Here is a 25,128-nt window from a genome sequence, read left to right as displayed (position 1 = left end):
GCGGCCGGCTACAGCTCGTCGAGGTCGAGGGCCTCGGCCATCGCGCGGTAGCCGGCGTCGCCCGGGTGGAGGTGGTCGCCGGAGTCGTACGCGGGCAGCATCCGGTCCGGGTCCGCCGGGTCGGCGACGGCGCGGTCGAAGTCGACCACGGAGTCGTACGCGCCGGAGGTGCGGACCCACTCGTTGAACGCGTCGCGCTTCGCCTCGTTCTCCGGGGTGTCGTAGAACGAGCCCTTGATCGGCGTGAGGGTCGCGCCGACCACCTTGATGCCCTTGGCGCGGGCCTGGCGGATCAGTTCACGGTGACCGTCGATCAGCCGCTCGACGGAGACCTCCGGGGTCGGACCGCCGGGGAAGTCGGGACCGCTGCCGCCGATGTCGTTGATGCCTTCGAGGACGATCACGGTGCGTACGCCCCGCTCGGTCAGGACGTCCTTCTTGAACCGTTCGATGCCCTTCTCGCCGGCCCAGGTCGTGTCGTTGACGACCTGGTTGCCGCTGATGCCGTGGTTGAGGACGGCGCGCGGGGCGCCGGTGGCGGCGAGGCGTTCGGCCAGCTCGTCGGGGTAGCGGTTGTCGGCGTCCTGCGTGGCGCCGACGCCGTCGGTGATGGAGTCGCCGAAGGTGACGATCGCGTCCCGGCGGGGCGCCTTGCCGCCGAGGACCTCGACGCCGGTGAGGTAGTACCAGGAGGAGCTGGTCTCCCGGAACGCGGCGCCCGACACGTCGGAACGGTGGTCGCCGGTGGCGCGGTAGCTGGTGGCGCCGGCGGCGTGATGGAAGGTGGCCGGGCCGGTGTCACCCGCCAGGTGGAGAGTCACGGTGACCGATTCCAGGGCCTTGAGCCGCAGCGGCACGCCGTCACTGAGGACGGTGCCGCCCACCGGCACGGTGACGGAACGTCCCTGGCCGAACGTCAGGTGGCGCACCGTACCCGCCTGGACGGCACCGCCCTCGGCGGTGCGGGCGACCGTCGCTCCGGTGATGCGCAGCGGCGTCGTGCCGTAGCGGTTGGAGAGCTCGATCCGCGCGGCGGTGCCGCCGGCCGTGACCCGGACGACCTGGCGGACGGTGTGGTTCGAGAAGCCCTGCTCCGACCAGTTGGGGCCGAACGGCGCGCTCGGCGCCTGCGGCGAGGCCGCCCACGCGCCGCGCCAGGGGCCGGCGCCGTGGGCGGCGGGGGACGGGGCGGCGGTGGGCTTTTCGCCGGGCACGGCGGCCGTCGCGGTCGCCGTGAGGGGCAGGGTGGTGAGGGTGGTCGCGGCGAGCAGCGCGATGCCGGCGCGCCGCAGGGTGTTCGTGGTTCGCATGTCGGTCCCCGTGAGTTCGTGTCGTTGACGATCACTCATAAGCGGATGGCGAATCCGGTTATTCCTCGGGGAGTTGGAAAAGTTGGCCGGCCGACGGGACGGCGCGTGCGCGCGTACCGCCGCGGCCTGGTGACTCGGTCGCGCCCTCACCGCCGGCTGTCCGCCCCGGGCGGGCGCGCCACGCCTGCTCCCCCGTCCCCCGGACTCGGCGACCGGTCGGACGGGCCGGCCGCCAAGGAGATCAGCGGCTCGGCCAACTCGGCCTGACCGAGGGGCGGTCAGGCGGGAGACCGCCGCGTCGACGCGGGTGAGGGCTGGGCTGGGCGTTCCAGGCAGATGCCCTCCACGGCGCCCTCGAGGCGGACGCATTCAGTCCATTCGCAGGCGCGGTCGTCTCCCCATCCCGGCCGGCCGAGCAGGGCGGGGACCTTCTTTCGATCGGGCGGGCGGCAGGCTCGGTCGGTCGGCCAGTCGGTCGGTGGTCTCATCCGCCGAGGCCAACCGTCCGGTGCCCCGCCGCGAAACGGAGGCATCGGTCGGCCGTGGCACGATCGGAGCATGATCCAAGCGTGTCTGAACGGCGGGCGTACGGCACTGGACCACCCCCGGGTGCCCCTCACGCCGCAGCAGTTGGCAGCGGATGCCCGGCTCGTCCGCGCCGCCGGGGCTTCCTCCGTGCACCTGCACCCACGGGACGACCGGGGTGGGGAAAGCCTGGACGCGGACGTCGTCTCGGCCTCCGTGGGGGCGGTCCGCCGCGCCTGCCCCGGCCTGGAGATCAGCGTGTCGACCGGCCTGTGGATGTACGGCGGTGACGCCGCCGCACGCGAGCGCGCCGTGGCGGCGTGGGCCGCCGTCGAGCACCGCCCCGACGTCGTGTCGCTCAATCTGAGTGAGCCGGGCTTCGACCGCCTGGCCCGCGTGCTGGGCACGCTGGGCGTCGGCGTCGAGGCAGGCGTGTGGTCGCTCACCGATGCCGTACGACTACTCGAAAGCCCCGTCGCCGGCGCGTGCCGCCGGATCCTCGTGGAGATGATCGACCTCCCCACGGAACAGGCACTCGCCGAGGCCGACGCCGTCCTGCGGCGCCTGGCGGAGGCACAGCTCGCCGCCCCCGTTCTCCTGCACGGTGAGAACGACTGTGCCTGGCCGGTTCTGGACCGGGCCCTCGACCTCCGCCTGGAGACCCGCATCGGTCTGGAGGACACCCTCGCCGACCCGGACGGCCACGAGGTGGAGGGCAACGCCGCGCTGGTCCGCCACGCCGTCGAGCGTCTCGCTCGACGGACAGGCGCCGACTGACGCCGCGTCGCGTCGGGCGGATCGGCGTCAGGCGGCCGGCGGTACGCGGGACGGCACAGCGGAGGACGGGGGCCTGCCGACGAGCCATGACCGTCCGACGCGTCGGGACCGGTGGACGCGTCGTGACCGGTCTGCGGGGAGGTTCACGGCCGCTCGCGGTACGGCTCCCGGCCCCCTGGGGTCGGCTCCTTTCCGGCCACGGCCGCCCGGGCCCGTTGCCCCGGTGGCGGGCGAATGCTGAGGTCGTGCTGATCGCACAAGGGGGCACCATGACATCGGTGTTCTTGCGGTTGCTCGGCGGCATCGAGGTCCTGAGCGACGGCCGGGCGGTCGAGGTGGGCCACACGCGGCAGCGCTGCGTCCTGGCCGCCCTGCTCGTCGACGCGGGACGCCCGGTGACGGCGGACAGGCTGATCGACCGCGTCTGGGCGGACCACCCGCACCGACGCGCCAACGTCGCCTTCTACAGCTACCTTTCGCGGCTCCGCCGCGCGCCGGCCCACGCGCCGGATGCGGACATACGGCGGAACGCCCGGCCCGAGACGGTCGACCTCCACCACTTCCGCGCCCTGGTGTCCCGTGCCCGGGACACCGCCGACGACGAGCGGGCCATGAACGAGCAGGGCGGCTCGCGTCCGCCGGGAGCTTCGTGTGCGAGGGGTTCGGCCCACCTCGACACGGGACACGGCCTGCGGCGCGGTGCGCCGAGAGTCGAACAGAGCGGCCCTTGCCCGGAGGGCGGGGGGACGGGTCAGGCTCGGGCCTCCCTCGATCGAGTGACGTGATCACCGGTGACCGGACGACGTTGATCCGGCCATGAGGACGTTCACCGCCGCTCTCTCCAGGGCCGCACTCGCCGCCGCTCTCACCCTCGTCTGCGCCGCCACCGCGTCCCCCGTCTCCGCCCCGTCGCGGACGGGGAACGCCCACATCTGGCTCACCGTCACCCGCACCACCGCCGAGGGCGTCGCCCTCACCGGCGAAGCCTGGCTCGTCTGCCCCGGCCAGGGGAACATCGGCCACCACCCGCACCGCGAATCGGCGTGTACGGAGGTCGACACCGCCGACGGCGACTTCGACGCCCTCCCGGGCCTGGGCAGCGCCTTCTGCTCCAACGATGTCGTCGGCGTCGTCGCGACCGCGCACGGCTCCTACGAGGGCCGTCCGGTCCGCTGGGAACGCGCGTACACATCCGACTGCCACCTCGCCCTCGCCACCGGCCACGTCTTCGACTTCCCGACCGAGCCGAGCCGGACGTCCGTCCTTTGACGGGCAGGTGAGCGACGCCCGCGCGCACGGGTGGCCGGAAAGGGCGGCGCAGGTGGCGGCCGGGCCCGCCGGCCACGTGCCCGGCGGGGCGCTGTGTCAGATCACCGCGAGCCGGTCGACCAGCAGCTCCAGTCTGCGCCCCGCCTCCTCCGGCGGCAGCCTTCCGGCCCGGGTCAGGGTGGCCAGCCCGTGCAGCGCCGCCCAGAACACCTCGGTGAACAGTCCCGGGTGAACGCCGTCGCCGGCGACCTCCTCAAGGCTCTCCAACAGGGCGGCGAAACCGTCCTTCAGCGGTGCCGGAGTGTCCTCCTGCGCGAAGGCCAGACCGCCGTCGAGCTGGAACATGGCGTCGTAGACCGCCGGGTTGCGTTCCGCGAAGTCGAGATAGGCGCCGGCCAGAGCGGTCACCCGGGCGCGAGGGCCGTCCGCGGCGGCAGCCGCGGCCCGCAGCGCCGCGGCCATCTCGGCGGCGCCTTCGAGGGCGACGGCACCGATGATCTCGCGCTTGCCGCGAAAGTGGCTGTAGAGGACGGGCTGGCTGTACTCGATGCGCTCGGCGAGCCGGCGGGTGGTGACCGCGTCCCACCCCTGCCGCTCCGCGAGTTCGCGGGCCGTCGCCACGATGAGGCGCTCGCGGGCCGCTCGTTCGCGTTCCTTGCGTTCCTGTACCGACATGGCTCGATTCTAGCACTGCTAGACAATCGAGCGTCAGTATGGCTAGCGTTGCCTCATCACCTAGCAGCGCTAGATCCTGAAGGGGTCATCATGCTCGACGTACTCGAGGTGTTCACCACCGTGGCCGTGGGCGTGATGGTGGGGGTGGAGTTCTCCGTCGCCTTCGTCATCAACCCGATCCTCAACGCACTCCCCGGCGACAGCGGCCAACTCGGCCGTGCCCACGGGGGCCGGATGCTCGGCGCCGTGATGCCGGTCTGGTACATCACCTCGCTCGCCCTCGTCGCGGTCTGGGCCGTCGCCGGACGGCACCACCCCGGCACCGGCCTCGTGGTCACCGCGGGCGCCCTCCTGGCCGTCAGCGTGATCATGTCGGTCCTGCTGCTGGTGCCGATCAACAACCGGGGCAAGACGTGGACCCCCGAGAACCGGCCCGCCGACTGGAAACAGCAGATGAACCGCTGGGACCGCCTCCACTACGTCCGCGTCGCGGTCATCATCGCCTCGTTCGCCCTGCTGGTCACCGCCCTCGCCTGAGCCCCGGACCGACGCACGGGGGCCGTGCGCGCTTGCCGATGTGGCGCCCCCGACAGGCGCCTCGTCACACCTCGGCGGCAGGCGGGACGCCCCCGGCCCGGGGCTGAACCCAACCCTCGCGAACCGGGAGGACACCTTGACCTCAACCACAGTTGAGGGCCGAAGGTCGGGGCATGACCCCACACGACTCGAAGATGCTCCTCTTCCGGAACACGATGCGCATCACCGACGGCCACCTGGACGACTTCCGCGACGCCGTCTCCAAGGCCGTGGCCTTCGCGGAGCAGCACGGACCACAGCTGATGGTGCAGACCTTCGTGGACGAGGAACGCATGCGCGCCCACAGTTTCCAGCTGTACCGGGACTCCGACGCGGTCCGCCTCCACTGGAAGCTGGCGGACCCCTTCATCCAGGACGTCATGCGGCACTGCCGAGTGGAGCGCTTCGAGGTGTTCGGCGAACCGGACGCCGACGTCGCGGCGGGCGTACGTGCGGCGCTCGGCGAGCAGTGTGCCCTGACGTTCAGCCCGCGCATCGCCGGCTTCGTCCGCTTCCCCACCGGCCTGCGCGCCTAGTCCCGGCCGCCCTTCTCGGACGCGGCCCTCCTCACATGCCTGCGTCCCGCGCGTACCCGAATGGAAAGGCAGCGGCCTGACGCGAACCCGCAGGTCAAGTCCCCTCCTCGCTGGAAGACAGCGCGTCCCGCAACAGGGCCGTCGCGTCCCTCCGCGATGTGCCTCCGCCCGGACGCGTCCTCGCCGTACCAGCGCAGGTACCGCCTTTCCACGCCTCCGGAGTGAGGAACCCGCCAGGCGGTTGTCTGATTCCGTCCGTTCGGGGTACTCGCCTGGTCACGCGACGGGCCCTCCACGACCCGTCGTCACCGAGCAGTACGGAGCGGGAGGTGATCACCGTGTCGACCATGCAGCAGCCACCTTCGGTCGGCCCCGGCCGCAGCAGCCCTCACGGCGCCGACGAGCCGGTGAGTGAACTGGTGCAGCGGGCCTCGCATCAGCTCACGGAGTTGGTGCGCGGCGAGCTGAGACTGGCGCAGGCGGAGATGAAGGAGAAGGGCAAGCGCTACGGCAAGGGCGGTGGACTCTTCGGCGGCGCCGGAGTGGTCGGGTTCCTGATGCTGCAGGCGCTGGTCGCCACCGCCATCGCCGGGCTCGCGGTGGTGCTCCCGGTCTGGGCCGCGGCATTGATCGTCACGGCGGTCCTGGGCGTGATCGCCGCGGTGATGGCCCTGAGCGGCAAGAAGCAGGTCGACCGGGCAGCGCCTCCCCGACCGGAGCAGACCGTCGAAAGCGTGAAGGCCGATGTGGCCGAGATCAAGGAGAGTGCACAGCGATGAGCAAGCCGCCCCACGACAAGCGGAGTACTCCCAGCCCGGACGACCTGCGCGAGCAGGTCGAGGAGACCCGTCAGGAGCTCGGCCAGACGGTCGAGGCGCTGGCGGCCAAGGCCGACGTCAAGGCCCGCGCCCAGGAGAAGGCGGCCGAGGTCAAGCAGCAGGCCGCCGACAAGGCCGGGGAGCTGAAGGCCAAGGTCACGGAGACCGCGACCCAGGTGCAGCACAAGATTCCGGACCCGGTGATCGACAAGGCCGCTTCGGCCGCCGAGCAGGCCCGGGCCAAGGCGGGCCAGGCCGCTCACCTGCTCCAGGAAAAGACGCCCGAACCGGTGCGGCAGAAGGTGGCCCAGGGGACCCAGATGGCACGGACCAACCGCACCCTGCTGCTGGCGGCAGCGGGGGTCGCCGGTGTGGTGTGGCTGGTGTGCCGCCGCTCGAAGGGCTGACCGGCCTTGGTTCGGCTGTCCCTGGTGGAACCGGCCGCCCCCTGAACCTGCGCAGCACGGGCGTCGGTTCTGCCGTCGCAACTGGCTCGACGCCAAGCGGAGCGGACAGGGAGCGAGGGCCGGGCGGAGAGCGTGGTGCCGGCCTGCGTGAAGGCGGGGCCCGCCCTGGGAATGCGCCCGGGGCGGCCCCCTCTCGTTCCCGACCGCCGACCGACATTCCTATCCGGCACCTTGAACCTTGGCCTCGCCGGTTCGCCGTGGCCGGCACGCGCCGGTGGCCACCGTCGACTCGTACCGGTCGGCGGGCTGCCACAGGACGCACGTGGTTCCGTAGGGTCGGCCGGACGGAAAGGCGAAGGGCCCGTTCCGGAATACTGGAACGGGCCCTTCGTCGTGTCGGGGTGCGGGGGTGGCGTCCTCCGGCTCAGTCGGTGGACAGCGCTTCGAGGAGGTCACCGACCTTCGGCTCGGGCAGGGCGCGGGCGACGTCGGCCTGGGCGACCATGCCGACGAGCCGGTGGCCGTCGATCACCGGCAGCCGGCGCACCTTGTGGGAGGTCATCGTCCGGAGGATCTCGTCGGCGTCGTCGTCCGCGCCGATGGTGACCGCCTCCCCCTGTGCGAACTCCCCGGCCTTCACCTGCGCCGGATCCTTCCCCGCGCCGAGCACCTTCACGACGATGTCACGGTCGGTGAGCATGCCCTTGAGCTTGTCGTCGGTACCGCAGATCGGCAGCGCACCGACGCCGAGCTGGGTCATCTTCTTCGCGGCTTCGAGGACCGTCTCCTCAGCGCCGATGCACTCGGCACCCTCAGTCATGATCTCGCGGGCGGTCGTCATCTCGCTGTCTTCCCGTCTGTTGCCGTTGGTTCCGTGTCTTCCGGCGCCCCTCGCGTGTGAGGGGCGCCAGGGTTCACGCGTGCCCGGTACGACGGCCTTGTAACGTCTTCGTCCTGCCCTCACCCCAGTGCAGTACGGGCGCGGCGCCGGGCACTCCGCCCACGGGTGGCGGGCGTCAGCCGGTGGTCGCTACCCGTACGGTCACCCGCTTGACGCCGACCACGACGCGGTAGCGCTCGCGGGCCGCGAAGTCGGCGAGGCTCCACACGGTGGGTGTGCCGGCCTCGGCGCAGAGGTGCAGCACCGCGTCGTCGCCCACCCACACGCCGACGTGGGCGCCATAGGCGTCGTCGGACGCGCTGAAGAGCAGCAGGTCGAGTGGAACGGGAACCGGTACCCGGACTGTGCTGCCGGTGTCCGACCACAGGTCGCTGGAACGCAGAGGCGGCGGGAGAAGTCCGCAGTGCCGGAGGACCTCGTAGGCGAAGAGTTGGCAGTTGGCGCCGTGGGCGAGGCCCGGCCGGCGGGCGACCGCGGCCGATCCCGGGAAGCGGGAGCCGTCGTACCGCACGGTCCAGAAGTCGGCGGGCAGCCGGGCGAGGATCGGTTCCATGCGGCCATGATGGCCCGTGGACAGGGGGCGGTCAGGCGCCTCCGGGCGTACGGCCGTGGCGGAGGCGCCTACGCAATCGGAGCGCGCGCTGTGGTTGCGCCGTGGCCCTCCCCCCTGCCGGCGATTTTCGCAGGCGAAGATGCCGGACGCCGAGGCGGAGGCGGTGCCGTGGCCGGGGGACGGCGGGTCGGTGCCGGTAGATTCTGGCCCCATGGTTGACGACTGGCGCACGGATCGGATCGGAAGCGCTCTGCGCGGCGCGAACCCCACGGTTCTGAGGCGTTTGGACGCGGGATTCGCCGCGATCGGCGACGTGCAGTTCCTCCCGGGGTACTCGGTGCTCCTGGTGGATGACCCCGCGGTGGAAAGACTGTCGGACCTGTCCAGGGAGAAGCGGCTTGCCTTCCTCTCCGACATGGATCGGCTCGGAGAAGCCGTTGAACAGGCATGCCGTCGTAGGGATGCGTCCTTCCGGCGGGTGAACCTGGAGATCTTGGGGAACACCGACGGCTTCCTGCATGCGCACGTGTGGCCCCGGTTCGGGTGGGAGCCGGCCGCGTTGCTGCGAAGGCCCGTGTGGCTGTATCCCCGTGACAGGTGGACCGAGCAGCAGTACGCACTCGGTCCGCAGCACGACCCCCTGCGAAAGGCGATCGGAGAGGGGCTGGACCGTCTGGGCGCGGCAGGCTGCTGAGACCCGGCCGGAGGGAGAGGGATCCGCCGTCTTCCAGAGCCCCGCACGGTGGAGGGACGCTCCTCGTGAAGGCCGAGGGTGGGACGAGCCGGGGGCTGGAGCCGTCAGCTGCGGTCGCAGGCGTCGTTCAGGAGGTGGTCGACGTGGCGCTGGAGGACGTCCAGCGCCGTGGCAGGTGAGTGGTGGCCGGCGAGGACGTGGACCGTGAGGCCGTCGGCCAGGGCGAGGAGCGTGTGTGCTTCGCGGTCGGGGTCGAGGCTCCGGGCGAATTCCCCGGACTCCTGGCCGTAGCGCACGAGCCAGGTGATGAGGGCGTGCAGTTTGGCATAGGTGTCGTGCAGGACGGCGGTCAGTCGCTCGCCGGCGGGGGCGTGGGCGACGAAGGCCAGCCAGACGTGGGCCTGTTCTCTCGACGGCTCGTCCAGCAGGGCGAGTTCGGCCAGGCTGTGGGCGAGCAGGGTCGACGCCGCCTGGGGGGCGGAGGAAGCCTCGATGCGCTCGTTGGCACGTTCGCTGACACGCTGGGTGATGTGCTCCAGGGCGAAGAGAAGCATGTCCTCCTTGGTGCGGAAGCACCGTTGGACGGCACCCATGGACACGCCGGCCTGGGCGGCGACGTCGCGGAGGCTCACGGCCTCCATTCCCGAGCGCGCGATCAGGGCGCAGACCGCCTCGGCGATCTGTCGGCGTCGGCCCTCGTAGTCGACCTGCTTCGGCACGGCCCGCTCCTCCTCACGTTCTGATGCACTTGCATCATATCCCGTGCGCCTGCACGATGTGATGCGAACGCATCGGAACGGTGCGTGAAAGCGGGAAGGGAACGCTCCTCATGGCGAATCAACTCAGGAAGTCGGACAGCGGTACGGGGCAGGGGCTGCTGTGGCTGTTCGGCACCATCCTCGTCGTCCAGGGCTTCGGCTCGGCCCTCACGGAGGCCGGGTGGGACACGAGCTTCGGTGTCGCCGGCCTCATCCGAGCGGCCCACATGCCGGTGTGGACCACTCTCCTGGTCGGACTCGCGGGTGTGGTCCTGCTCGGAGTGGCGGCACGCCGTCACCGCGCCAGGAAGCGAGCCGGACGCCGTTCGTGACGTCGTCCGTTGCGTCGTCCACCGGTCGGCCCGAGCGAGCCCGGGTACTCGGATACTGCCGGGGCGAGCACGGGTGGCGCGCGGCTCAAGGGCACTTCGCCGGCAGGGCGCGGGCGGGTGAACCGGCCGGTCCGGCGCCGGAGCCGTACGCCGTGCGCCGGCGGGGGACGGGACCGGGCCGGTGGGGGCCCGGTCTTCCCCGGCGGGCGGGGCATCGGTCGCATGAGAACTACGTCCAAGGTCGTGGCCGCCTGCGTCCCGGGCCCGATCCGGCAACGCGCGGCGAGGGCATAGCGTGCGGTCTGCTCCGGATGGTCCGCGCGGAGGGAGAGAGCATGAACACCGCGGCACCGGTTTCGCTGGTCACCGGCGCCAATCGGGGGATCGGGCGCGAGACCGCGCGTCAACTCGCGGTCCTCGGCCACACCGTCCTGCTGTGTGCCCGGCGTCAGGAGGATGCCGAGCGTGCCGCCGCCGACCTGGCCCTCGGCGGGCCCGGCACGTGGGTGCCGCACCGACTGGACGTGACCGACGCCGCGGGCGTCACGTCCCTCGCCCGCCGGGTGGAGGCGGACTTCGGGCGCCTCGATGTCCTCGTCAACAACGCCGCCGTCAACTACGACACCGACCAGCGGGCGGTCTCCGCCGACCTCGACGACGTACGGCACACCCTCGAGACGAACCTCTTCGGTGCCTGGCGCACCGCGCAGGCGTTCCTGCCGCTGCTGCGCCGCTCGGCCCACGCCCGTGTGGTGAACGTGTCCAGCGGGTCCGGGTCCTTGGAGCACATGTCCGGTGGAACTCCCGCCTACGGAGTCTCGAAGGCGGCGCTCAACGCTCTCACCCGCAAGCTCGCCGACGAACTGAACCCCGAACGGATCCTGGTCAACGCCGTCTGCCCGGGGTGGATCGCCACCGACATGGGCGGCCCGGGCGGGGGCCCCGTCGAGCAGGGCGCCGCCGGCGTCGTCTGGGCTGCCACCCTGCCCGACTCCGGACCGACCGGCGGCTTCTTCCGCGACGGCGAGCCCCTGGCCTGGTAGACGCCTCTCCGGCCGGCCCCCGAGGCTCTGACGAGGCCCCGGCGGTAGGGAGGAAGGCTGGGCCGGGCCTCGCCCCGGGACGCGTCCGGCGGAAGCCGGCCGGACGGTCCACCGCGTCGGCCCCGGCTCGGTCGCAGGAGCTGTCACACATCCGGGGGCCTGCTCGTCCTCTCCTGTATGAACGACGAAACGACAGCGGCAGCCGCGGAGTTCCAGCGTCTCCGGCCGCGGCTCATGGGCATCGCGTACGGGCTTCTCGGCAGCGTGGACGAGGCCGAGGACGTGGTGCAGGACGCCTGGCTGCGGCTTTGCGGGACGGAGTGGGGGGCGATCAGGGACCTCACCGGCTGGTTGATCGTGACGACTTCCCGGTTGGCCCAGGACGTGCTGAAGTCCGCCCGGCACCGTCGCGAGGCCTACGTCGGTCCGTGGCTGCCGGAGCCCTTGATCGGGAGCCTCGGGGAAGGGGGCGCCGTCGACCCGGTGGACCGGGTGACGCTCGACGAGTCGCTCGGCATGGCGATGCTGGTCGTGCTCGAGTCGCTGACGCCGGCCGAGCGGACCGCGTTCGTCCTGCACGATGTTTTCGGCCTCGAGTTCTCCGAGGTGGCCGAGGCCGTGGGGCGCACGCCGGCCGCGTGCCGCCAGCTCGCCTCCCGTGCCCGGAAGCGTGTGGCCGCGGGAGCCCCCCGCTTCGAGGTGACGGCCGAGAGTCGGCGGCATGTCGTCGACGCGTTCGCCGCCGCGTGCCGCGAGGGCGACATCGCCGGGCTGCTCGGCCTCCTCGACCCCGGCGTGGTGCTGCGGGCCGACGGCGGCGGGGTCGTACGGGCCGCCCGCCGCCCCGTGGTCGGAGCGGAGAGGGTCTCCCGCTACCTGGCCGGGATCTCCCGGAAGTCGCCGGGGCGGTTCACCGTCGTCGCGGTCAACGGCCTCCCCGGGCTCGTGTGGTCGAAGGACGGCACCGTCGTCGGTGTCCTGTCGGTCACGGTCGACGGCGGCCGGATCACCTCGGTGGACCTCGTCCGCAACCCGGAAAAGCTGACGCGTACCCACCTCGCGGCCGACGCGACCGAAGCCACCGACATGACCGACGCGACCGTCACTGCCGAAAGGTGACGAGCGACGCCAATCCCCCATCCCCCCGCACGACAGGAGCAGACGTCGACATGTCCGAGAACCCTGGAATTCTGATCGTGGGCGGCGGATTCGCCGGTGCCTGGGCCGCGGCCGCCGCCACCCGCGCCGTGCGCGCGGCGGGTGCCCGCCATCCCGTCACCCTCGTCGCGCCCCACGACGATCTCGTGATCCGGCCCCGCCTGTACGAGGCCGCGCCGCACCGGATGCGTGTGCCCTTGGACCGCTTCCTCTCCCCCATCGGTGTCCGGCGCGTCAAGGCCACCGTCACCGGAGTCGACACCGCCGCGCGGTGCGTCACGGCCCGTTCCCGGGACGGCGCCGAGGCCCGGTGGCCGTACGAACGCCTGGTCCTGGCCACCGGCAGCCGGCTCACCGCTCCCCGCGTCCCCGGGGCCGAGCATGTGCACGCCGTGGACACGATGGAGACGGCGGTCGCCCTCGACGCGCACCTGCGCGCCCTGCCCGACGGGCCCGTCACCGCAGGCCGGTACACCGCGGTCGTCGTCGGCGCCGGCTTCACCGGACTGGAGGTGGCGACCGAACTGGTGACGCGCCTGCGCGCGATCGCCGCACCTCAGGGGGCGCGGGACGAGGTCCGCGTGGTGCTCGTCGACCGTGGCGAGAGTGTCGGTCTCGGCACCGGGCCCCGGGCCGTGATCGAGGGAGCGCTGCGGGAGCTGGGCGTCGTCACCCGCATGTCGGTGACGCCCGTGGACGTCGGCAAGGACGGCGTGCGGCTCTCCGACGGCAGCCGCATCCCCGCCCGTACGGTGGTGTGGACCGCGGGCGTCGAGGCCGGCGGGGTCGCCGCGTCGCTCCCTGGAGCCCGCGACGGCCTCGGGCGGCTGAAGGTGGACCCGTACCTCCGGGTCGGCGGCGTGGACGGGGTGTACGCGGCGGGCGACGTGGCGGCGGCCGTGGTCGAGGACGGTCACCTCACCATGCCCAGTTGTCAGCACGCCATCCCCATGGGCAAGTACGCCGGTCACAACGCCGCCGCCGATCTCCTCGGCGGGTCGCAGGCCGCGTTCGCCCCGAAGGGTTACGTGACGTGCCTCGACCTGGGTGCCGCCGGTGCCGTCTTCACCACGGGGTACGAACGCAGGGTCGAGCTGACCGGTGCGGAGGCGAAAGCGCGCAAACGGTTGATCACCGAGCGGTGGATCTGTCCGCCCCTGGACGACCCGGGCCTGATCCTCGAGGAAGCCGATCACCTGGTTCTCACCGGCGGCCGGCGGGTCTCCTGAACGTCCGGCGGCGAGCCGGCCCGAGGCCGGGCCCGAACGCTCGCCGCCGGCTTCCTCGTCGCGCCGGTGCAGGGGTGACCTCGGCGGAGGCCGGGCCGGTGACGGCTCCGGCCGACCATGTTTCCGGCCGGCGTGCGGGGCGCGCCGGCCGGCCTACGCCGGCTCGATCCGTACGGGCTTTTCGAGAAGGGTGAACGACTTGGGCGTACCACCGGGCTGCGGCTTGCCCTCCTTGTGGCCCACGATCCGATAGCCGGCGTCGACGTAGTACGCCGTCAGCCGCGCGTTGCCGGCCAGGCAGTCGAGGCGGACCGACGCGCGGCCCGCCCGGGCCACGCGGTGCTCCGCGGCGCCGAGCAAGTGGCGTCCCGTCCCGGGCGGCACGCTTCCGTGGTCCACCATCAGCCGGTGCACGTAGCCCGCCGTGGGCGGCTGCGGCCCCCAGGCGTCCTCGTCCTCCCACCAGAGTTCCCAGGCTCCGACCACGCGGTCGCGGTCCTCCGCGAGCCACACCTCCCCCCGTTCCATGATCCGGCGGAAGTGGTCCTCGCCCAGCTCTCCGGGCTGCCACTGGCCCCTGACGCCCCGGGCGAGCATCCATCGGGCCGCGTCGTCGCGCAGCCGCACGACGGCGGCGAGGTCGGCGTCCCCGGCGAGACGGAAGCGTAGATCGTTCACGCCGGGATCTTCGCACAGGCGCCCGTCCCCCTTCGTACGGCGACAGCCGCAACGGGGCCGCGCACGAGCGGGGTTCGGACCACGAGCAACCTAGCGGCCCGCAGCGCCGCGTGAGGTGTGCAGGGCCTTCTTCAGGAGTTCTCCGAATTCGGCGGGGTGGGTGGTCAGGCCGGTGTGCCCGCCGGGGAAGCGCAGGAGCTCCGCGCCGACGCGCTCGGCGAGGAACGTGGCCGCGCGGTGCGGGAGTTCGCCGTCCGAGTCCTGGCCGCAGGCGACGGCGAGCCGGTCCGACAGGGCGCGCAGTCGTGGCAGGTCCGGGTGGTGGAGCATGAAGCCGGGCACGATGCGGCCGATGAAGTAGGGCAGGTCGGCCATGGTCCGCTCGGCGCGGGCCGCTGCGTGGGAGGGCAGTCGGGGGCGTTCGGGCGCGGTCCGCGGTGCGGTGGGGTCGCCGTCCTTCTTCAGCCCGGCCGCGAACACGGCCAGCGCGGGCATGAGGCCCTGGGTGCGCAGCGCGTCCTGAACACGGTCGATGAACACGCGGTGTGCGGCGGCGTCCGGCAGGAGCTCCACCACCGGTGGTTCGTGCGCCACGACACGCTCGACGCGGTCGGGGTGGGCGGTGAGCAGATGGAGGGCGGTGATCGCCCCCGAGCTGGAGCCGAAGACCCGGGCGGGTTCTCCGGGTGAGAGCTCGTCGATCAGTCGGAGAGCGTCGTCGGCGTGCTCGGGAACCCGCTGCCCGGCCCCGGCGTCGTCCAGGGGGCTGCGGGACAGGCCGCGCGGGTCGTAGGTGGCGACGGTGTACGCGGGGGCCAGGGCGTCGGCGACACCGTCGAAGGCGGCCGCACCGCCCGAGCCTCCGGGTATCAGCAGGAGGAGCGGGCCGTGGCCGCGTACTTCGTAGTGCAGGGTGGCGCCGGGCACACGCAGGCGGCCGGGGGTGGGCTCGGTCATGCGGAGCCTCCTTCTCGAGCGGAGGGCCAGTGCTCCAGGAGGGTGTGGAGCGCGTCCAGGGAGCGGTCCCAGGACTCCTGCGGCGTACGCTCGTGGGCGAAGCCGCCCGCCGCCTCCAGGGCGACGAAGCCGTGGAACGTGCTGCGCAGCAGCCGGACCGCGTCCGTCAGGTCGGGCTCGGTCAGGCCGTAGCCGCGCAGCATGCCGTAGGTCAGCTCGACCGCCCGGCGCGGTCCGGCCGCCCGGGCGGCCAGCTCCGGGTCGATCTCGATCGGGGTCTGCGTCGCCGCGTAGCGGCCCGGGTGCCGGTGGGCGTACGCGCGCCAGGCGTCGGCGAAGGCGAGCAGCGCGTCCTTGCCCGCTCGGCCGGCGGTCGCCTCCGCGATGCGGAGGGTCTTCTCGTCCGCCGCCAGCAGCGCGATCCGGCCCCGCAGGTCCTGCAGGTTGCGCACGTGCGCGTAGAGACTCGCGTCCTTCACGCCCAGCCGCCGTGCCACCCGCGCCATGGTCACCTGCTCGAAGCCCACCTCGTCCGCCAGTTCGGCGCCGGCGGTGGTGACACGCTCCGCCGTCAGTCCGGCACGCACCATGCGCCCTCCCTTCCTAGGAGTCCTAGTTTAAACCTAGGAGTCCTAGGAATGCCAAGTGTTTCGATGCCCGCGGCGGCTGCCTCCTGTGCGGGCCGAGGCCCGCATGTCACGGCAACGGGCGGACCAGCCACGCCACTTCACCGGCCTCCTGCTCCGTGGTCACGCGGTCCTGCTCGAAGCCGAGCTTCTCCAGCACGCGGAGGGACGGGGCGTTCCAGGTGCCGACGGTCGCCCAGAGCCGCTTCCGCCCGGTCGCGGCGGCGGCGCCGAGCACCGCGCGGGCCGCCTCGGTGGCGTAACCCTGGCCGTGCGCGCGCCGGAAGAGCTCGTACGCGATCTCGGGCTCCTCCAGGGTGGAGCGGCCGGTGATCAGTCCGCAGTAACCGATGAAGTCGCGCTCGTGGCGGCGCTGGACGGGCAGCAGGGCGATCCCCGTGGTCCGGGTGGCGGCGAGGAGTTCTCCGATGGCGGTACGGATCCGCTCCACCGGCGGCTTCTCCTTGCCGCGCTCGGCGAGGAGGGCGGAGAACTCCTCGGCGTCCGACAGGGTCCACGGCCGCAGGATCAGCCGCTCGGTCTCCAGGTGGAACGGCATCGTCTCGTATGTCGTCATGCCCCCACTCTCCCCCTTCCGCCCCCGCTCTCCCCCATCTGCCCCCGCCGGTGGGGGCGTTCGGGCCCGGTCCCGTGCCCGAGGCGGGCCCGAGGCGGCGCGCCCGAGGCCGTCTCTCTCAGATCGGAAGTTCCGTTCGGAACGCCGTCGCCGCGGTGCCGCTGATCGAGACGTCCGGTTCGCCGGCGGTGGTGGTGTGGACGTCGACCCGGACGTCCCCGGGGCGGCCCATGGCGGCTCCCTGCCGCCCGGTGAAGGACAGGCGGCCCTCCGGCGCGGGCACGATGCCGTGCCGGAGCAGGTACGCGCCGAGGGGGCCGTGGCCGTTGCCCGTCACGGGGTCCTCGGGGATGCCGATCGCGGGGGCGAACATCCGGGACCAGGTGAGCAGGCGCGCGTCGCCGGTGGCTCGGGCGAAGACGAAGAAACCGTTGGTGTCGAGGGTGCGGCTGAGGGCCGTGAGGGCGGCGGGGTCCGGCCGCAGGGCGTCCACGGCGGCGCGGTCGCGCAGTCCGACCAGGACCTTGGCGTGGCCCGTGGAGACGATCTGGACCGGGCCGTCGCCGGACAGGTCCCCGGGTGCGGCGCCCAGGGCGCGCAGCAGCCGTTCGACCTGCGGGCCGTTCAGTTCGGGGCCGAACGCGGCCACTCCCTGGTGCATGTGGATCCGTACGCGCTCGCCGTCACGGTCGACACGCACCCGCTGCCGCAGGCCCGTGCCCGTCTTCTGCACCAGTGGGCCGGAGGGCAGTGCGTACTCGACGGCGCGGGCGAAATGGGCGGCGACAGTGGCGTGTCCGCAGGTGGGGACCTCGGTCGTGGGGGTGAAGAACCGTACGCGCACGTCGTGGTCGGGGGCGTCGGCGCGCAGGACGAAGGCGGTCTCCGAGTTGTTGAGTTCCCTGGCCACGGCGAGCATCTGCGCGTCGGTGAGGTGGTCGGCCGTGAGGACGACGCCGGCCGGGTTGCCGCTGAACGGAGTGGGGGTGAAGGCGTCGACCTGGTAGAGGATGCTCACCGGTCCTCCGTTCCGTCGGCGGCGGTGGCGACCGCGGAAGGCACGACGGCCCCGAGGGCGGCGATGGCGTCCGCGGCCGGGCTGCCGGGGTGGTCGCCGGCCGCCGCGTCGGCGGCGAGCCGGACGAGGGTGCGGACGGCGCAGCCGGTGCCGCCGCTGGGCGTGTGGCCGTGCGGGCCGCCCTCGTTGAAGGCGGGACCTGCGATGTCCAGGTGGGCCCAGGGGACGCCGGCCGGGACGAACTCCCGCAGGAAGAGACCGGCCACCAGTCCGCCGCCCATCCGAGCACCGTAGTTGGCGATGTCCGCCACCCGCGAGTCCAGGCTGCCGCGCAGTTCCTCCGGCAGCGGCATCGGCCACGCCCGCTCGCCCGCGTCCCGGGCGGCGGCCAGCACCCGGTCGCGGAAGGTGTCGTCGTCGCCCATCACCGCGAAGACGTGGTCGCCGAGGCCGAAGCGTGTCGCGGCGGTGAGCGTGGCGACGTCCACGAGCGCGTCGGGCTGTTCCTCGGCCGCCCGTACGAGGGCGTCGGCGAGCACCAGACGGCCCTCGGCGTCCGTGTTGAGCACCTCGACGGTCCGGCCCCCGTACATCCGCAGGACGTCGCCGGGGCGCAGGGCGGAGCCGGAGGGCATGTTCTCGGCGAGTGCGAGCCAGCCGTGACGTTGACGGCGAGGTCCAGCCGGGCGGCGGCCAGGACCGCGGCGAGGACGGCCGCAGCCCCGGACATGTCGCGTTTCATGATCTCGTTGGCGCCGACGGGCTTCAGTGAGATGCCGCCCGAGTCGTAGGTGATGCCCTTGCCGACGAAGGCGAGCGTCGTCGTGGCGCGGGGGTGGGTGTGGGCGATCCGTACCAGCCGGGGCGGTCGTACCGAACCCTGGCCGACGCCGAGGATGCCTCCGTAGCCGCCGGCGGCGAGCGCGTGCTCGTCGAGCACCTGGACGGCGAGGCCGTGTTCCCGTCCCGCGGTGACCACGGCGGTGGCGAAACTCTCGGGATACAGGTCGTTGGCGGGGGTGTTGACGAGGTCGCGGGCCCGGTTCACCTCCTCCGCCACGGTGCGGGCACGCCGTACGGCGGCCTCCGCGACCGCGCGGAGGCCGGCGTCCGCGAGCACGGTCGCCTCGCGGACCGGCGGCGTCGGGCGGGTGGTGCGGTACGCGGTGAAGGTGTAGGTCCCGAGCAGGGCCCCCAGTGCCACCGCCTCCACGTCCTCACCGGTCCGGGCCGGCAGGGCCAGGGCGATCCGGTCGGCGCCGGCCAGGGTGCGCGCGGCTTCTCCGGCGGCGCGGCGCAGCGTCTCGGCGCCGTAACCGTCGCGGTCGGCGGGGGCGGGCCCGAGGCCGACGGCGAGGACCAGGGCGCCGGGGATTCCGGCGGGGCCGGGCAGGCGGAGCGTCTCGCCGGGCGCGCCGGTCGCCCCGAAGGCGGTGAGACGGGCGCGTAGTTCACCACCGGCCGCTTCGTCCGTCGTCGCTTCCGTCGCCGGGACGGGACCGTCGGGGGTCTGGGCGACGCCGATCACGAGCCAGTCGGCGGGTACGGACGCGGCGGGGGTGGTGGTCACGGTCAGGGTGGTCACGGTCGTACGTCTCGTTCCTCGGGTGCGGGGCCGGGCTTCGGCCGGCCGGCGTTCGGGCGGCGGTGGTCCGGACAAGGGGGTTGTGGGGGGCGGGCGTTCGGGCGGGGGGAACCGGTCGGGTCCGCGTCCGGAGCCGGAGGAGCGGCCGGGGCCGGGGCCGGGGCTCGTGGTGGGAGGCGGGTCAGGGCCACCCCGGCGAGGACGACGGCCATGCCGAGGGCGATCCGGACGCCGAAGTCCTCGTGGAGCACGACGACTCCCAGCGCGACGGAGACCACCGGGAGCAGATAGCCGACGGTGGCCGTGCTGGTGGCGCCTTCGGCGGCGATGTTCCGGTAGGTGAGGTGGAAGGTGACGCCGGTGGCGACGACTCCCAGGACGGCGACGGCGACGAGCTGTCCCGGGGTGATGTCGACGGGGGCCAGGCCTCCGGCCACCAGGGTGGGGGCCGTGAGGGCGGTCGCGGCGAGGAGTTGGGCCGCGGACAGTGAGATCGTCGGGATGCCCCTGCCGACCAGGCGTCCCATGATCAGGAAGCCGACGGCGTAGCTGCATGCCGCGCCGACGACGGCGAGTGCGCCCCGGCCGCCCGCTCCGGTCGCCTGCCAGGGCGCCGAGATCAGGACGACTCCGGCGAAGCCGATCAGGAGTCCGGCCACGCGGGACGGCCGCGGGCCGCGCTCGGATCCGGTGACCGCACCCATGAGCACGGACCACAGGGGGGTGGTCGCGTTGAGGACGCCGGCGATCCCGGAGTCGATGCTCTGCTGGCCGAAGCTGAAGAGGGCGAACGGCAGGGCGTTGCAGAAGAAGGCGGCCAGGACGACACTGCCCCAGACCTGCCGGCCGCGTGGCAGCCGGCGGCCGGACCCCAGACAGACGGCCAGCAGGGTCACCGACCCCAGCAGGCAGCGGGCGAACGTCACCTGCACCGGGGCCAGCGCCTCCAGGGCCACCTCGATCCAGAGGAAGGTCGAACCCCAGAGGAGGGCGAGCAGGGCGATCCGCGCGCCTGCCCGGGTCCTGTCCATGACACCGTTCACCGTCAACTCCTTGATCAGTTGCTTTGAACGGTGCCGCACTCCTTTCGGAAGGACAAGAAAAAGGTTCTACGCCTTTGTTAAGTTGTCCTACATGATTGATGTGAGACGCATGCAGGTGCTCCGCGCCGTGATCACCAGCGGTTCCGTGACGGCGGCGGCCACACATCTCGGTTACACCCCGTCCGCCGTGAGCCAGCAGATCTCCGCCCTGGAGAGGGAGACCGGGAGCACCCTGCTGGAACGGGTCGGCCGGGGCGTCCGGCCGACGGAGGCCGGACTGCTGCTCACGCGGTACGCGGCGGTCATCAGCGAGCACCTCGCCGAGGCGGAGACGGCGCTGGCCGATCTGCGCGCCGGGCGCGAAGGCCGGTTGACCCTGCGCTACTTCGCCTCCGTGGGCCCGACCCTGCTGGCGCCCGCGCTGGCCCGCGTGCGCCGCGAGCATCCGGGGGTGGCCATCGATCCCCGCCTGGCCGCTCCGGACGACGCCTTGTCGGAGGTGATCCAGGGCGACGCCGACCTGGCCGTCGTCGTTCGGCCGCCGGCCGACGCCCGGCAGGGCATCCGCGTCGTCCACCTGCTCGACGACGCGTACCGGGCCGTTCTGCCCACCGGGCACCGGCTCGCCGCGAAGCGGGTGGTCGACCTGGCCGACCTGGCCGGCGAACCGTGGGTGAGCAGCGAGCCCCCCGGCCCGTGTCTTGCTCCCCTCGTCGACGCCTGCGCCGCGGCGGGCTTCAGCCCGGACTTCGCGGCCACCTCGGAGGACTACGCGACGGCCCAGGGGTTCGTGGCCGCCGGCCTCGGCGTCAGTCTCATTCCGGGCCTCGGCCTGAGTGCCCGTCATCCCGGCGTCGTCGTCCGGCGGGTCCGACACCCCGAGCCGGTCAGGGCGATCCACGCCGTGGTCCGGCACAGTTCCCTGGAGCAGCCCGTGCTGCGCACACTGCTCGACGCCCTGAGGGACTCGGGGCGGGAGTGACGGGGGTGCTCCGGATGGGGCGCGCGCCCGCGGGTCATGGTCCGGCCGTGTCTCCCGGCTCTTCCTGGGCACCGAGTCGTGACGGTCTCCGCCGGGCTCGTAGACTGATGACGTGGCATTCATGAGCACCCCGCACTGCTGCTTCCTCTGATGGGAAGGCGCTGAGGGCGACGCCGGACGGCGCCGCCCTCCTTGGTGTGCCTGCTGCGTGTACCCCGTCCCGATGCTGCCCGTTCTTTTCCGGGACAGTGACGCTCCGATCGCGCAGGCACGATCCCTTCCCCTCACCCCTTGCCAGGAGTGCCTCGTGCCCGTGTCTCTTCCCCCTGCCCTCGCCCTGTCCCTCGACCTGCTGCGCTGCCCCGCGTGCCGTACGCGCCGCCTGCACCCCGACCACGGCGCACTGCGCTGCCCAGTGGGCCATACCTTCGACATCGCCCGGCACGGCTATGCCGGCCTGCTGACGGGCACCCGCGCCATCAGCGGCGACGACGCGGGCATGGTTCAGGCCCGGGACCGATTTCTGTCCACCGGCGCGTACGCGCCCATCCGCGAAGTCGGGGCCCGCTTGGCGGCCGACGCCGTGTCCGAGCAAGGCACGGTGGTGGATGTCGGGTGCGGCACGGGCTACTACCTGGCCGGCGTACTCGACGAACTGCCCAGCGCCCGCGGTCTGGGGATGGACACATCGGTGCGCGCGCTGCGCTCGGCAGCCCGTGCCCACGACCGAGCCGCCGCGGTGGCTTGGGACGTGTTCCGCCCCTTCCCGCTGGCCGACGGGGCGGCCGAGGTCGTGCTGAACGTGTTCGCCCCACGGAACGCGACCGAGTTCCACCGCGTTCTGCGCCCAACCGGTCGGCTGATCGTGATCCGACCCACCGGTCGGCACTTGGCCGAGATGCGTGGCCAGATGCCCGCAATGGTCACGATCGACCCGGCCAAGGAGCAGCGCCTGCACCGAGCGCTCAACCCCCTCTTCGAGGCCGTCGTCACCGAGCAGGTGCAGTACTCCGTTCCCCTGACCAAGCCGGATGCCCTGGATCTGGTCGGGATGACGCCGAGCGCACGCCACGTGAGTCCTGCGGACCTCATCGGCGGCGGCGTCCTGCCCGATCGAGTCATCATCTCCGTGCTGGCCACCGCCTACCGGCCTCGGTGACCACGAGCGGGCGCACGCGCCTGCCGGCCGACGAGCAACGGTCACGCCTGGTGCCCTGCCTTCCCCGCGGCGCGGGGAAGGCAGGTCCGAAGACCTCGCGGTTCGCGGCATCCGCGCCGTGATTCCCGAGCGTGCCGATCAGCAGGCCGACCGCACGAGGAAAGGCCGCAGCGGCGGACCGCCCCGGACTCCGGACACCGAGACCTACAAGCGCGGGAACGTCGTGAAACGATCACTGAGAGGCACGACCTAGGCGGGCTCTTCGGGAAGCTCGCCGAAGCCCAGGTCCTCGTCCTCCTCCATGGCGGCGCCCGCGAAACCGCTCATGATCTGGTCCAGGTCGATCTCGGTGGCCCCGGCGGGGGCGGTGGGCCGGGTGCCGCCGCTCATCTTCACGCTCAGGCCGAACTTCGCCCCCTTCGGGGCCTCGGCCAGTTCGGTGAGGTCGACGTACACCTCGAAGAGCGCGCCGTTCCTGAGCGTGAAGTCGGCGGTGACCTTGCCGTCGGGGGCTTCCTTGAGGTCCTCGTCCGAGGGAAGGCCCGTACCGACCGGCAGGTCCTTGGCGAACGGGCGGATCTCACCGACCAGGTCGGTGATCAGGGTACGGAAGGGCGCGGAGGCGGTGATGTGCTCGGTGCCGTCCTCGCCTCCGGCCGTGGTGAAGTCGACGTCCCGGGCGACGACTTCGCGGACGGACTCCAGGAGCTTCTTCTGCGTCTTCGGGTCCAGCGAGGGCCCGGCCGGCGGCTCGCCACTGCCCCCGTTCGGCTCCTCCCCGGCCTCGTTCAGCTCCTCTCCGGCCTCTTTCATGGCGTCCGTACGGAACTTGACCCACTCGCCTTCGAGGGCCTTCTTGAGGCCCGCGGCTTCCGGGGGCAGCTCGTCGGCCGTCGGCAGGGGGCCGTCCAGGGCCCCGGTGAGCGCTTCGACGTCGGCGCGGAGGTACGTGTAGTCGCCGACGGTCCGGTACTCGAGCAGGTCGCCGTCGGGGTTGGTGACCTTCAGGGCGGTGCCGATGACGTCCTTCTCCCCGGATTCGGCGAGCGGTTTCGTCGACTCCACCGTGAAGCTGAGCGTGGCCTCGCTGAGCAGTTCGGCGGTGTCCTGCGGTATCTCCGTCCCCGGGGCGGGGTCGGACTCGCCGTCCAGCCGTTTGATGGTCGCGGCGTCGGTGTCCAGGTCCACCTCGAAGGAGATCGACTTCTCCTGGCCCAGCTTCTCGAAGGCCTGGTCGAGCTTCTGGCCGGCGGACAGCTGCTGCACCGTGCCGCAGGCCGCCGTGCCCGCCAGGACGGCTCCGGCGATCGCGGTGGCGGTCAGGGTCTTGCGTAGGGCGGTGATGATGGTCTCCTCGTCGTCCCGATCACTCTGTGATCGTTCATGAGACTCGCCGCGAGGCCGCATGGTTGCCCTGCCGGGGCGTCGGTTCCCTGGTAGCGGTCTCGGTCTCGCTCTCCGGGCACGGTTTCCCCCGGCTTGACCCTCACGCCGCGTGAGGCCGGAGGGTGGGGCCATGAGCGACCACTACAACGCGTTCGAGATGAGTCCCGTGCCCGCGCCCGGCCCGGAGGCGGTGGCACCTGAGCCGTTCCGCGGCATCTACGGGATGCCCGCCTTCGTGACGATCCCCACGGAGGATCTGGTGGCGTCGGCGGATTTCTGGGTGCGCGGGCTGGGGTTCTTCGAGCTGTTCGGCATTCCGGGCACGCTCGTGCACCTGCGCCGCTGGGCCTTCCAGGACGTACTCCTCGTGTCGGCGGCGGGCGTTCCGGACCGGGCACCGGCCATGAGCGTCAGCTTCGCCTGCGTACTCGACCAGATCGACCCCCTCGTCGAGGCCTGCCGCGCGGTGCGTCCCGACGCGGTCGACGGGCCACGGGACACCCCGTGGAACACCCGCGACGTGGAGGTGATCACGCCGGAGAACGCGCGGATCGTCTTCACCGCGGCGAGACCCTTCGATCCGGCCGGTCAGGAAGCACGGAACCTTGCGGCGATCGGGATCACTCCGCCCCCGGGCACAGGACACGGTGACAATGAGAAGCGTGAATGAGGCAACGGCGCCCGACGGCCTGACGGTCGGCCAGGTCTCGGAGCGTCTGGGCGTGACGGTGCGGGCGCTGCACCACTGGGACGAGATCGGCCTGGCGCGGCCGTCGCTGCGGACGGCCGCCGGCTACCGGCTCTACACCGCCGGTGACCTGGAACGCCTGCACCGCGTCGTCGTCTACCGGGAGCTGGGGCTGAGCCTGGACCGGATCAGGGCCCTCCTGGACTCGACGGCCACGGACGTGGCGGGCGCGTTGCGCGCGCAGCGCGCGCACGTCGCCGCCCGGATCGACCGCCTGCGGCGGCTGAGCGCGGGGCTGGACCGGATGATCGAGGCCCACGAGCGCGGCCCGCTGCTGACGGCCGAGCAGCAGGCCGTGATCTTCGGCCCCCGGTGGGACCCGGACTGGCCGGCCGAGGCACGTCGGCGGTACGGCGGCACGACGCAGTGGCAGCAGTACGCCGAAGGCGCGGCCTCACGCGGGCCGGAGGAGTGGCAGGCCGTCGCCGACGCCATGGCCGGTTTCGAGCGGGACCTCGGGGAGGCGATGGACGCCGGTGTCGTACCCGGCGGCCCGGAGGCGGAGCGGCTGGTCGAACGGCACCGCGACGTCTTCGCCCCCTACTTTCCGCTCACTCGGCGGATGCAGGTCTGCCTCGGCCGCACGTTCGAGACCGATCCGGGTTTCGCCGCCCACTACGACGGCATCCGCCCCGGCCTCGCCGCCTGGTTCCGTCTCCTCATCGACGCCGGTGCGCGCGCCCACGGGATCGACCCGGACACCGCGACGTGGGAGTAGGGCAGCGCATCGCGGGCGTGGCTCGCCGGCGCGGAAGCGGCCCGCGCGGGCACCGCTCCTCCTCGCCTCCCGGCTCAGCGGCCGCCTCCG

Annotated in this window: 28 protein-coding genes and 2 pseudogenes; 17 read left to right on the top strand and 13 right to left on the bottom strand. The window is 72.7% G+C overall.

Annotated elements, in window-relative coordinates; translation table 11 throughout:
• Positions 1 to 8 precede the first annotated feature (8 nt).
• Positions 9 to 1,310 carry an SGNH/GDSL hydrolase family protein gene (locus ABTY40_RS20100; protein WP_352060754.1) on the bottom strand — a complete coding sequence of 434 codons (1,302 nt, stop codon included), beginning with the start codon at positions 1,308 to 1,310 and terminating at the stop codon, positions 9 to 11.
• Positions 1,311 to 1,868: 558 nt separating this feature from the next.
• Between ABTY40_RS20100 and ABTY40_RS20090 the strand changes: the two genes are divergently transcribed.
• The 3 genes from ABTY40_RS20090 (at position 1,869) to ABTY40_RS20080 (ending at position 3,881) form a co-directional block, all read left to right on the top strand.
• On the top strand, positions 1,869 to 2,612 hold the full coding sequence (locus ABTY40_RS20090; protein WP_352060753.1) for a 3-keto-5-aminohexanoate cleavage protein: 744 nt from the start codon (positions 1,869 to 1,871) through the stop codon (positions 2,610 to 2,612).
• 269 nt (positions 2,613 to 2,881) lie between these two features.
• On the top strand, positions 2,882 to 3,397 hold the full coding sequence (locus ABTY40_RS20085; protein ID WP_352060752.1) for an AfsR/SARP family transcriptional regulator: 516 nt from the start codon (positions 2,882 to 2,884) through the stop codon (positions 3,395 to 3,397).
• 31 nt (positions 3,398 to 3,428) lie between these two features.
• Positions 3,429 to 3,881, top strand: coding sequence for an SSI family serine proteinase inhibitor (locus tag ABTY40_RS20080; protein WP_352060751.1), 453 nt, complete (start codon positions 3,429 to 3,431; stop codon positions 3,879 to 3,881).
• Positions 3,882 to 3,977: 96 nt separating this feature from the next.
• Here ABTY40_RS20080 and ABTY40_RS20075 read toward each other — a convergent pair whose 3' ends face one another.
• Complete coding sequence (locus ABTY40_RS20075) at positions 3,978 to 4,556, bottom strand: TetR/AcrR family transcriptional regulator (protein WP_352060750.1); 579 nt, start codon at positions 4,554 to 4,556, stop codon at positions 3,978 to 3,980.
• A 90-nt stretch (positions 4,557 to 4,646) separates the two neighbouring features.
• On the opposite strand from ABTY40_RS20075, the gene ABTY40_RS20070 reads away from it, so the two are divergent.
• From ABTY40_RS20070 to ABTY40_RS20055, 4 genes are all read left to right on the top strand, one after another.
• Entirely contained in the window at positions 4,647 to 5,093 is a 447-nt protein-coding gene (locus ABTY40_RS20070; protein WP_352060748.1) for an anthrone oxygenase family protein, read from the top strand.
• Between the two features lie 173 nt (positions 5,094 to 5,266).
• On the top strand, positions 5,267 to 5,668 hold the full coding sequence (locus tag ABTY40_RS20065) for a hypothetical protein (RefSeq protein WP_352060747.1): 402 nt from the start codon (positions 5,267 to 5,269) through the stop codon (positions 5,666 to 5,668).
• A 347-nt stretch (positions 5,669 to 6,015) separates the two neighbouring features.
• Entirely contained in the window at positions 6,016 to 6,447 is a 432-nt protein-coding gene (locus tag ABTY40_RS20060) for a phage holin family protein (protein ID WP_352060855.1), read from the top strand.
• Positions 6,444 to 6,893, top strand: a complete 450-nt coding sequence (locus tag ABTY40_RS20055) for a DUF3618 domain-containing protein (protein WP_352060746.1) — start codon at positions 6,444 to 6,446, stop codon at positions 6,891 to 6,893. Before ABTY40_RS20060 ends, ABTY40_RS20055 begins: the two co-directional genes overlap by 4 nt.
• 424 nt (positions 6,894 to 7,317) lie before the next feature.
• Here the strand turns inward: ABTY40_RS20055 and ABTY40_RS20050 are convergent, their stop codons facing one another.
• Entirely contained in the window at positions 7,318 to 7,734 is a 417-nt protein-coding gene (locus tag ABTY40_RS20050; RefSeq protein ID WP_352060745.1) for a CBS domain-containing protein, read from the bottom strand.
• A 175-nt stretch (positions 7,735 to 7,909) separates the two neighbouring features.
• Positions 7,910 to 8,347, bottom strand: coding sequence for an NlpC/P60 family protein (locus ABTY40_RS20045; protein WP_352060744.1), 438 nt, complete (start codon positions 8,345 to 8,347; stop codon positions 7,910 to 7,912).
• Between the two features lie 211 nt (positions 8,348 to 8,558).
• Between ABTY40_RS20045 and ABTY40_RS20040 the strand changes: the two genes are divergently transcribed.
• Positions 8,559 to 9,041 (top strand): HIT family protein, encoded by a 483-nt coding sequence (locus ABTY40_RS20040; protein ID WP_352060743.1) that lies wholly within the window; start codon positions 8,559 to 8,561, stop codon positions 9,039 to 9,041.
• A 104-nt stretch (positions 9,042 to 9,145) separates the two neighbouring features.
• Here ABTY40_RS20040 and ABTY40_RS20035 read toward each other — a convergent pair whose 3' ends face one another.
• Complete coding sequence (locus tag ABTY40_RS20035; protein ID WP_352060742.1) at positions 9,146 to 9,760, bottom strand: TetR/AcrR family transcriptional regulator; 615 nt, start codon at positions 9,758 to 9,760, stop codon at positions 9,146 to 9,148.
• 110 nt (positions 9,761 to 9,870) lie between these two features.
• On the opposite strand from ABTY40_RS20035, the gene ABTY40_RS20030 reads away from it, so the two are divergent.
• The 4 genes from ABTY40_RS20030 to ABTY40_RS20015 all read left to right on the top strand — a co-directional run bounded on the left by ABTY40_RS20030 (position 9,871) and on the right by ABTY40_RS20015 (position 13,561).
• A complete protein-coding gene (locus ABTY40_RS20030; protein WP_352060741.1) occupies positions 9,871 to 10,131 on the top strand; it encodes a hypothetical protein in 261 nt (86 codons plus the stop codon).
• A gap of 335 nt (positions 10,132 to 10,466) precedes the next feature.
• Positions 10,467 to 11,174: an SDR family oxidoreductase gene (locus ABTY40_RS20025; protein WP_352060740.1), complete on the top strand. Its 708-nt coding sequence runs from the start codon at positions 10,467 to 10,469 to the stop codon at positions 11,172 to 11,174.
• A gap of 177 nt (positions 11,175 to 11,351) precedes the next feature.
• Entirely contained in the window at positions 11,352 to 12,293 is a 942-nt protein-coding gene (gene sigJ / locus ABTY40_RS20020; RefSeq protein WP_352060739.1) for an RNA polymerase sigma factor SigJ, read from the top strand.
• A 50-nt stretch (positions 12,294 to 12,343) separates the two neighbouring features.
• Positions 12,344 to 13,561, top strand: coding sequence for an NAD(P)/FAD-dependent oxidoreductase (locus tag ABTY40_RS20015; RefSeq protein ID WP_352060738.1), 1,218 nt, complete (start codon positions 12,344 to 12,346; stop codon positions 13,559 to 13,561).
• A 153-nt stretch (positions 13,562 to 13,714) separates the two neighbouring features.
• Here ABTY40_RS20015 and ABTY40_RS20010 read toward each other — a convergent pair whose 3' ends face one another.
• The 7 genes and pseudogenes from ABTY40_RS20010 to ABTY40_RS19980 form a co-directional block, all read right to left on the bottom strand.
• Positions 13,715 to 14,239, bottom strand: a complete 525-nt coding sequence (locus ABTY40_RS20010; RefSeq protein ID WP_352060737.1) for a GNAT family N-acetyltransferase — start codon at positions 14,237 to 14,239, stop codon at positions 13,715 to 13,717.
• Positions 14,240 to 14,329: 90 nt separating this feature from the next.
• Complete coding sequence (locus tag ABTY40_RS20005; RefSeq protein ID WP_352060736.1) at positions 14,330 to 15,196, bottom strand: alpha/beta fold hydrolase; 867 nt, start codon at positions 15,194 to 15,196, stop codon at positions 14,330 to 14,332.
• On the bottom strand, positions 15,193 to 15,786 hold the full coding sequence (locus ABTY40_RS20000) for a TetR/AcrR family transcriptional regulator (protein WP_352060735.1): 594 nt from the start codon (positions 15,784 to 15,786) through the stop codon (positions 15,193 to 15,195). Before ABTY40_RS20000 ends, ABTY40_RS20005 begins: the two co-directional genes overlap by 4 nt.
• 106 nt (positions 15,787 to 15,892) lie before the next feature.
• Entirely contained in the window at positions 15,893 to 16,399 is a 507-nt protein-coding gene (locus ABTY40_RS19995) for a GNAT family N-acetyltransferase (RefSeq protein ID WP_352060734.1), read from the bottom strand.
• Positions 16,400 to 16,517: 118 nt separating this feature from the next.
• Positions 16,518 to 17,417, bottom strand: coding sequence for a PhzF family phenazine biosynthesis isomerase (locus ABTY40_RS19990; protein ID WP_352060733.1), 900 nt, complete (start codon positions 17,415 to 17,417; stop codon positions 16,518 to 16,520).
• Between the two features lie 92 nt (positions 17,418 to 17,509).
• A pseudogene (locus tag ABTY40_RS19985) lies at positions 17,510 to 19,002 on the bottom strand (leucyl aminopeptidase); the annotation flags it as partial.
• The gene (locus ABTY40_RS19980; RefSeq protein ID WP_352060854.1) at positions 18,999 to 20,033 is read right to left on the bottom strand and encodes a DMT family transporter; all 1,035 of its coding nucleotides are present in this window, start codon (positions 20,031 to 20,033) and stop codon (positions 18,999 to 19,001) included. The gene ABTY40_RS19980 and the pseudogene ABTY40_RS19985, both read right to left, overlap by 4 nt.
• Positions 20,034 to 20,136: 103 nt before the next feature.
• Between ABTY40_RS19980 and ABTY40_RS19975 the strand changes: the two genes are divergently transcribed.
• The 3 genes and pseudogenes from ABTY40_RS19975 to ABTY40_RS19965 all read left to right on the top strand — a co-directional run.
• Positions 20,137 to 21,027, top strand: coding sequence for a LysR family transcriptional regulator (locus tag ABTY40_RS19975; RefSeq protein WP_352060732.1), 891 nt, complete (start codon positions 20,137 to 20,139; stop codon positions 21,025 to 21,027).
• Between the two features lie 307 nt (positions 21,028 to 21,334).
• On the top strand, positions 21,335 to 22,186 hold the full coding sequence (locus ABTY40_RS19970) for a methyltransferase domain-containing protein (protein ID WP_352060731.1): 852 nt from the start codon (positions 21,335 to 21,337) through the stop codon (positions 22,184 to 22,186).
• A 103-nt stretch (positions 22,187 to 22,289) separates the two neighbouring features.
• A pseudogene (locus tag ABTY40_RS19965) lies at positions 22,290 to 22,418 on the top strand (IS5/IS1182 family transposase); the annotation flags it as partial.
• Positions 22,419 to 22,435: 17 nt separating this feature from the next.
• Here ABTY40_RS19965 and ABTY40_RS19960 read toward each other — a convergent pair.
• The gene (locus ABTY40_RS19960) at positions 22,436 to 23,593 is read right to left on the bottom strand and encodes a hypothetical protein (protein ID WP_352060730.1); all 1,158 of its coding nucleotides are present in this window, start codon (positions 23,591 to 23,593) and stop codon (positions 22,436 to 22,438) included.
• Between the two features lie 109 nt (positions 23,594 to 23,702).
• On the opposite strand from ABTY40_RS19960, the gene ABTY40_RS19955 reads away from it, so the two are divergent.
• Both ABTY40_RS19955 and ABTY40_RS19950 read left to right on the top strand, forming a co-directional pair.
• Positions 23,703 to 24,242 carry a VOC family protein gene (locus ABTY40_RS19955; protein WP_352060729.1) on the top strand — a complete coding sequence of 180 codons (540 nt, stop codon included), beginning with the start codon at positions 23,703 to 23,705 and terminating at the stop codon, positions 24,240 to 24,242.
• Positions 24,235 to 25,038 (top strand): MerR family transcriptional regulator, encoded by an 804-nt coding sequence (locus ABTY40_RS19950; RefSeq protein ID WP_352060728.1) that lies wholly within the window; start codon positions 24,235 to 24,237, stop codon positions 25,036 to 25,038. The genes ABTY40_RS19955 and ABTY40_RS19950 overlap by 8 nt, the downstream gene beginning before the upstream one ends.
• Positions 25,039 to 25,128: the final 90 nt, after the last annotated feature.

It is taken from the genome of Streptomyces sp. NPDC126503 (genome assembly GCF_040302405.1).
Taxonomy (GTDB): Bacteria; Actinomycetota; Actinomycetes; order Streptomycetales; family Streptomycetaceae; genus Streptomyces; species Streptomyces gulbargensis.
The sequence above is the reverse complement of the archived record's forward strand: the minus strand, read 5'-3'. Positions and strand labels throughout refer to the sequence as shown.

Coding starts and splice junctions, on each gene's coding strand:
- ABTY40_RS19995 (WP_352060734.1), bottom strand. CDS start 16,399: ATGACGACATACGAGACGATGCCGTTCCACCTGGAGACCGAGCGGCTG.
- ABTY40_RS20000 (WP_352060735.1), bottom strand. CDS start 15,786: ATGGTGCGTGCCGGACTGACGGCGGAGCGTGTCACCACCGCCGGCGCC.
- ABTY40_RS19960 (WP_352060730.1), bottom strand. CDS start 23,593: ATGCGGCCTCGCGGCGAGTCTCATGAACGATCACAGAGTGATCGGGAC.
- ABTY40_RS19975 (WP_352060732.1), top strand. CDS start 20,137: ATGATTGATGTGAGACGCATGCAGGTGCTCCGCGCCGTGATCACCAGC.
- ABTY40_RS20090 (WP_352060753.1), top strand. CDS start 1,869: ATGATCCAAGCGTGTCTGAACGGCGGGCGTACGGCACTGGACCACCCC.
- sigJ (WP_352060739.1), top strand. CDS start 11,352: ATGAACGACGAAACGACAGCGGCAGCCGCGGAGTTCCAGCGTCTCCGG.
- ABTY40_RS20030 (WP_352060741.1), top strand. CDS start 9,871: ATGGCGAATCAACTCAGGAAGTCGGACAGCGGTACGGGGCAGGGGCTG.
- ABTY40_RS20015 (WP_352060738.1), top strand. CDS start 12,344: ATGTCCGAGAACCCTGGAATTCTGATCGTGGGCGGCGGATTCGCCGGT.
- ABTY40_RS20065 (WP_352060747.1), top strand. CDS start 5,267: ATGACCCCACACGACTCGAAGATGCTCCTCTTCCGGAACACGATGCGC.
- ABTY40_RS19955 (WP_352060729.1), top strand. CDS start 23,703: ATGAGCGACCACTACAACGCGTTCGAGATGAGTCCCGTGCCCGCGCCC.
- ABTY40_RS20005 (WP_352060736.1), bottom strand. CDS start 15,196: ATGACCGAGCCCACCCCCGGCCGCCTGCGTGTGCCCGGCGCCACCCTG.
- ABTY40_RS20050 (WP_352060745.1), bottom strand. CDS start 7,734: ATGACGACCGCCCGCGAGATCATGACTGAGGGTGCCGAGTGCATCGGC.
- ABTY40_RS20055 (WP_352060746.1), top strand. CDS start 6,444: ATGAGCAAGCCGCCCCACGACAAGCGGAGTACTCCCAGCCCGGACGAC.
- ABTY40_RS20070 (WP_352060748.1), top strand. CDS start 4,647: ATGCTCGACGTACTCGAGGTGTTCACCACCGTGGCCGTGGGCGTGATG.
- ABTY40_RS20045 (WP_352060744.1), bottom strand. CDS start 8,347: ATGGAACCGATCCTCGCCCGGCTGCCCGCCGACTTCTGGACCGTGCGG.
- ABTY40_RS20085 (WP_352060752.1), top strand. CDS start 2,882: ATGACATCGGTGTTCTTGCGGTTGCTCGGCGGCATCGAGGTCCTGAGC.
- ABTY40_RS20025 (WP_352060740.1), top strand. CDS start 10,467: ATGAACACCGCGGCACCGGTTTCGCTGGTCACCGGCGCCAATCGGGGG.
- ABTY40_RS20040 (WP_352060743.1), top strand. CDS start 8,559: ATGGTTGACGACTGGCGCACGGATCGGATCGGAAGCGCTCTGCGCGGC.
- ABTY40_RS20080 (WP_352060751.1), top strand. CDS start 3,429: ATGAGGACGTTCACCGCCGCTCTCTCCAGGGCCGCACTCGCCGCCGCT.
- ABTY40_RS20075 (WP_352060750.1), bottom strand. CDS start 4,556: ATGTCGGTACAGGAACGCAAGGAACGCGAACGAGCGGCCCGCGAGCGC.
- ABTY40_RS19980 (WP_352060854.1), bottom strand. CDS start 20,033: ATGGACAGGACCCGGGCAGGCGCGCGGATCGCCCTGCTCGCCCTCCTC.
- ABTY40_RS20060 (WP_352060855.1), top strand. CDS start 6,016: ATGCAGCAGCCACCTTCGGTCGGCCCCGGCCGCAGCAGCCCTCACGGC.
- ABTY40_RS20100 (WP_352060754.1), bottom strand. CDS start 1,310: ATGCGAACCACGAACACCCTGCGGCGCGCCGGCATCGCGCTGCTCGCC.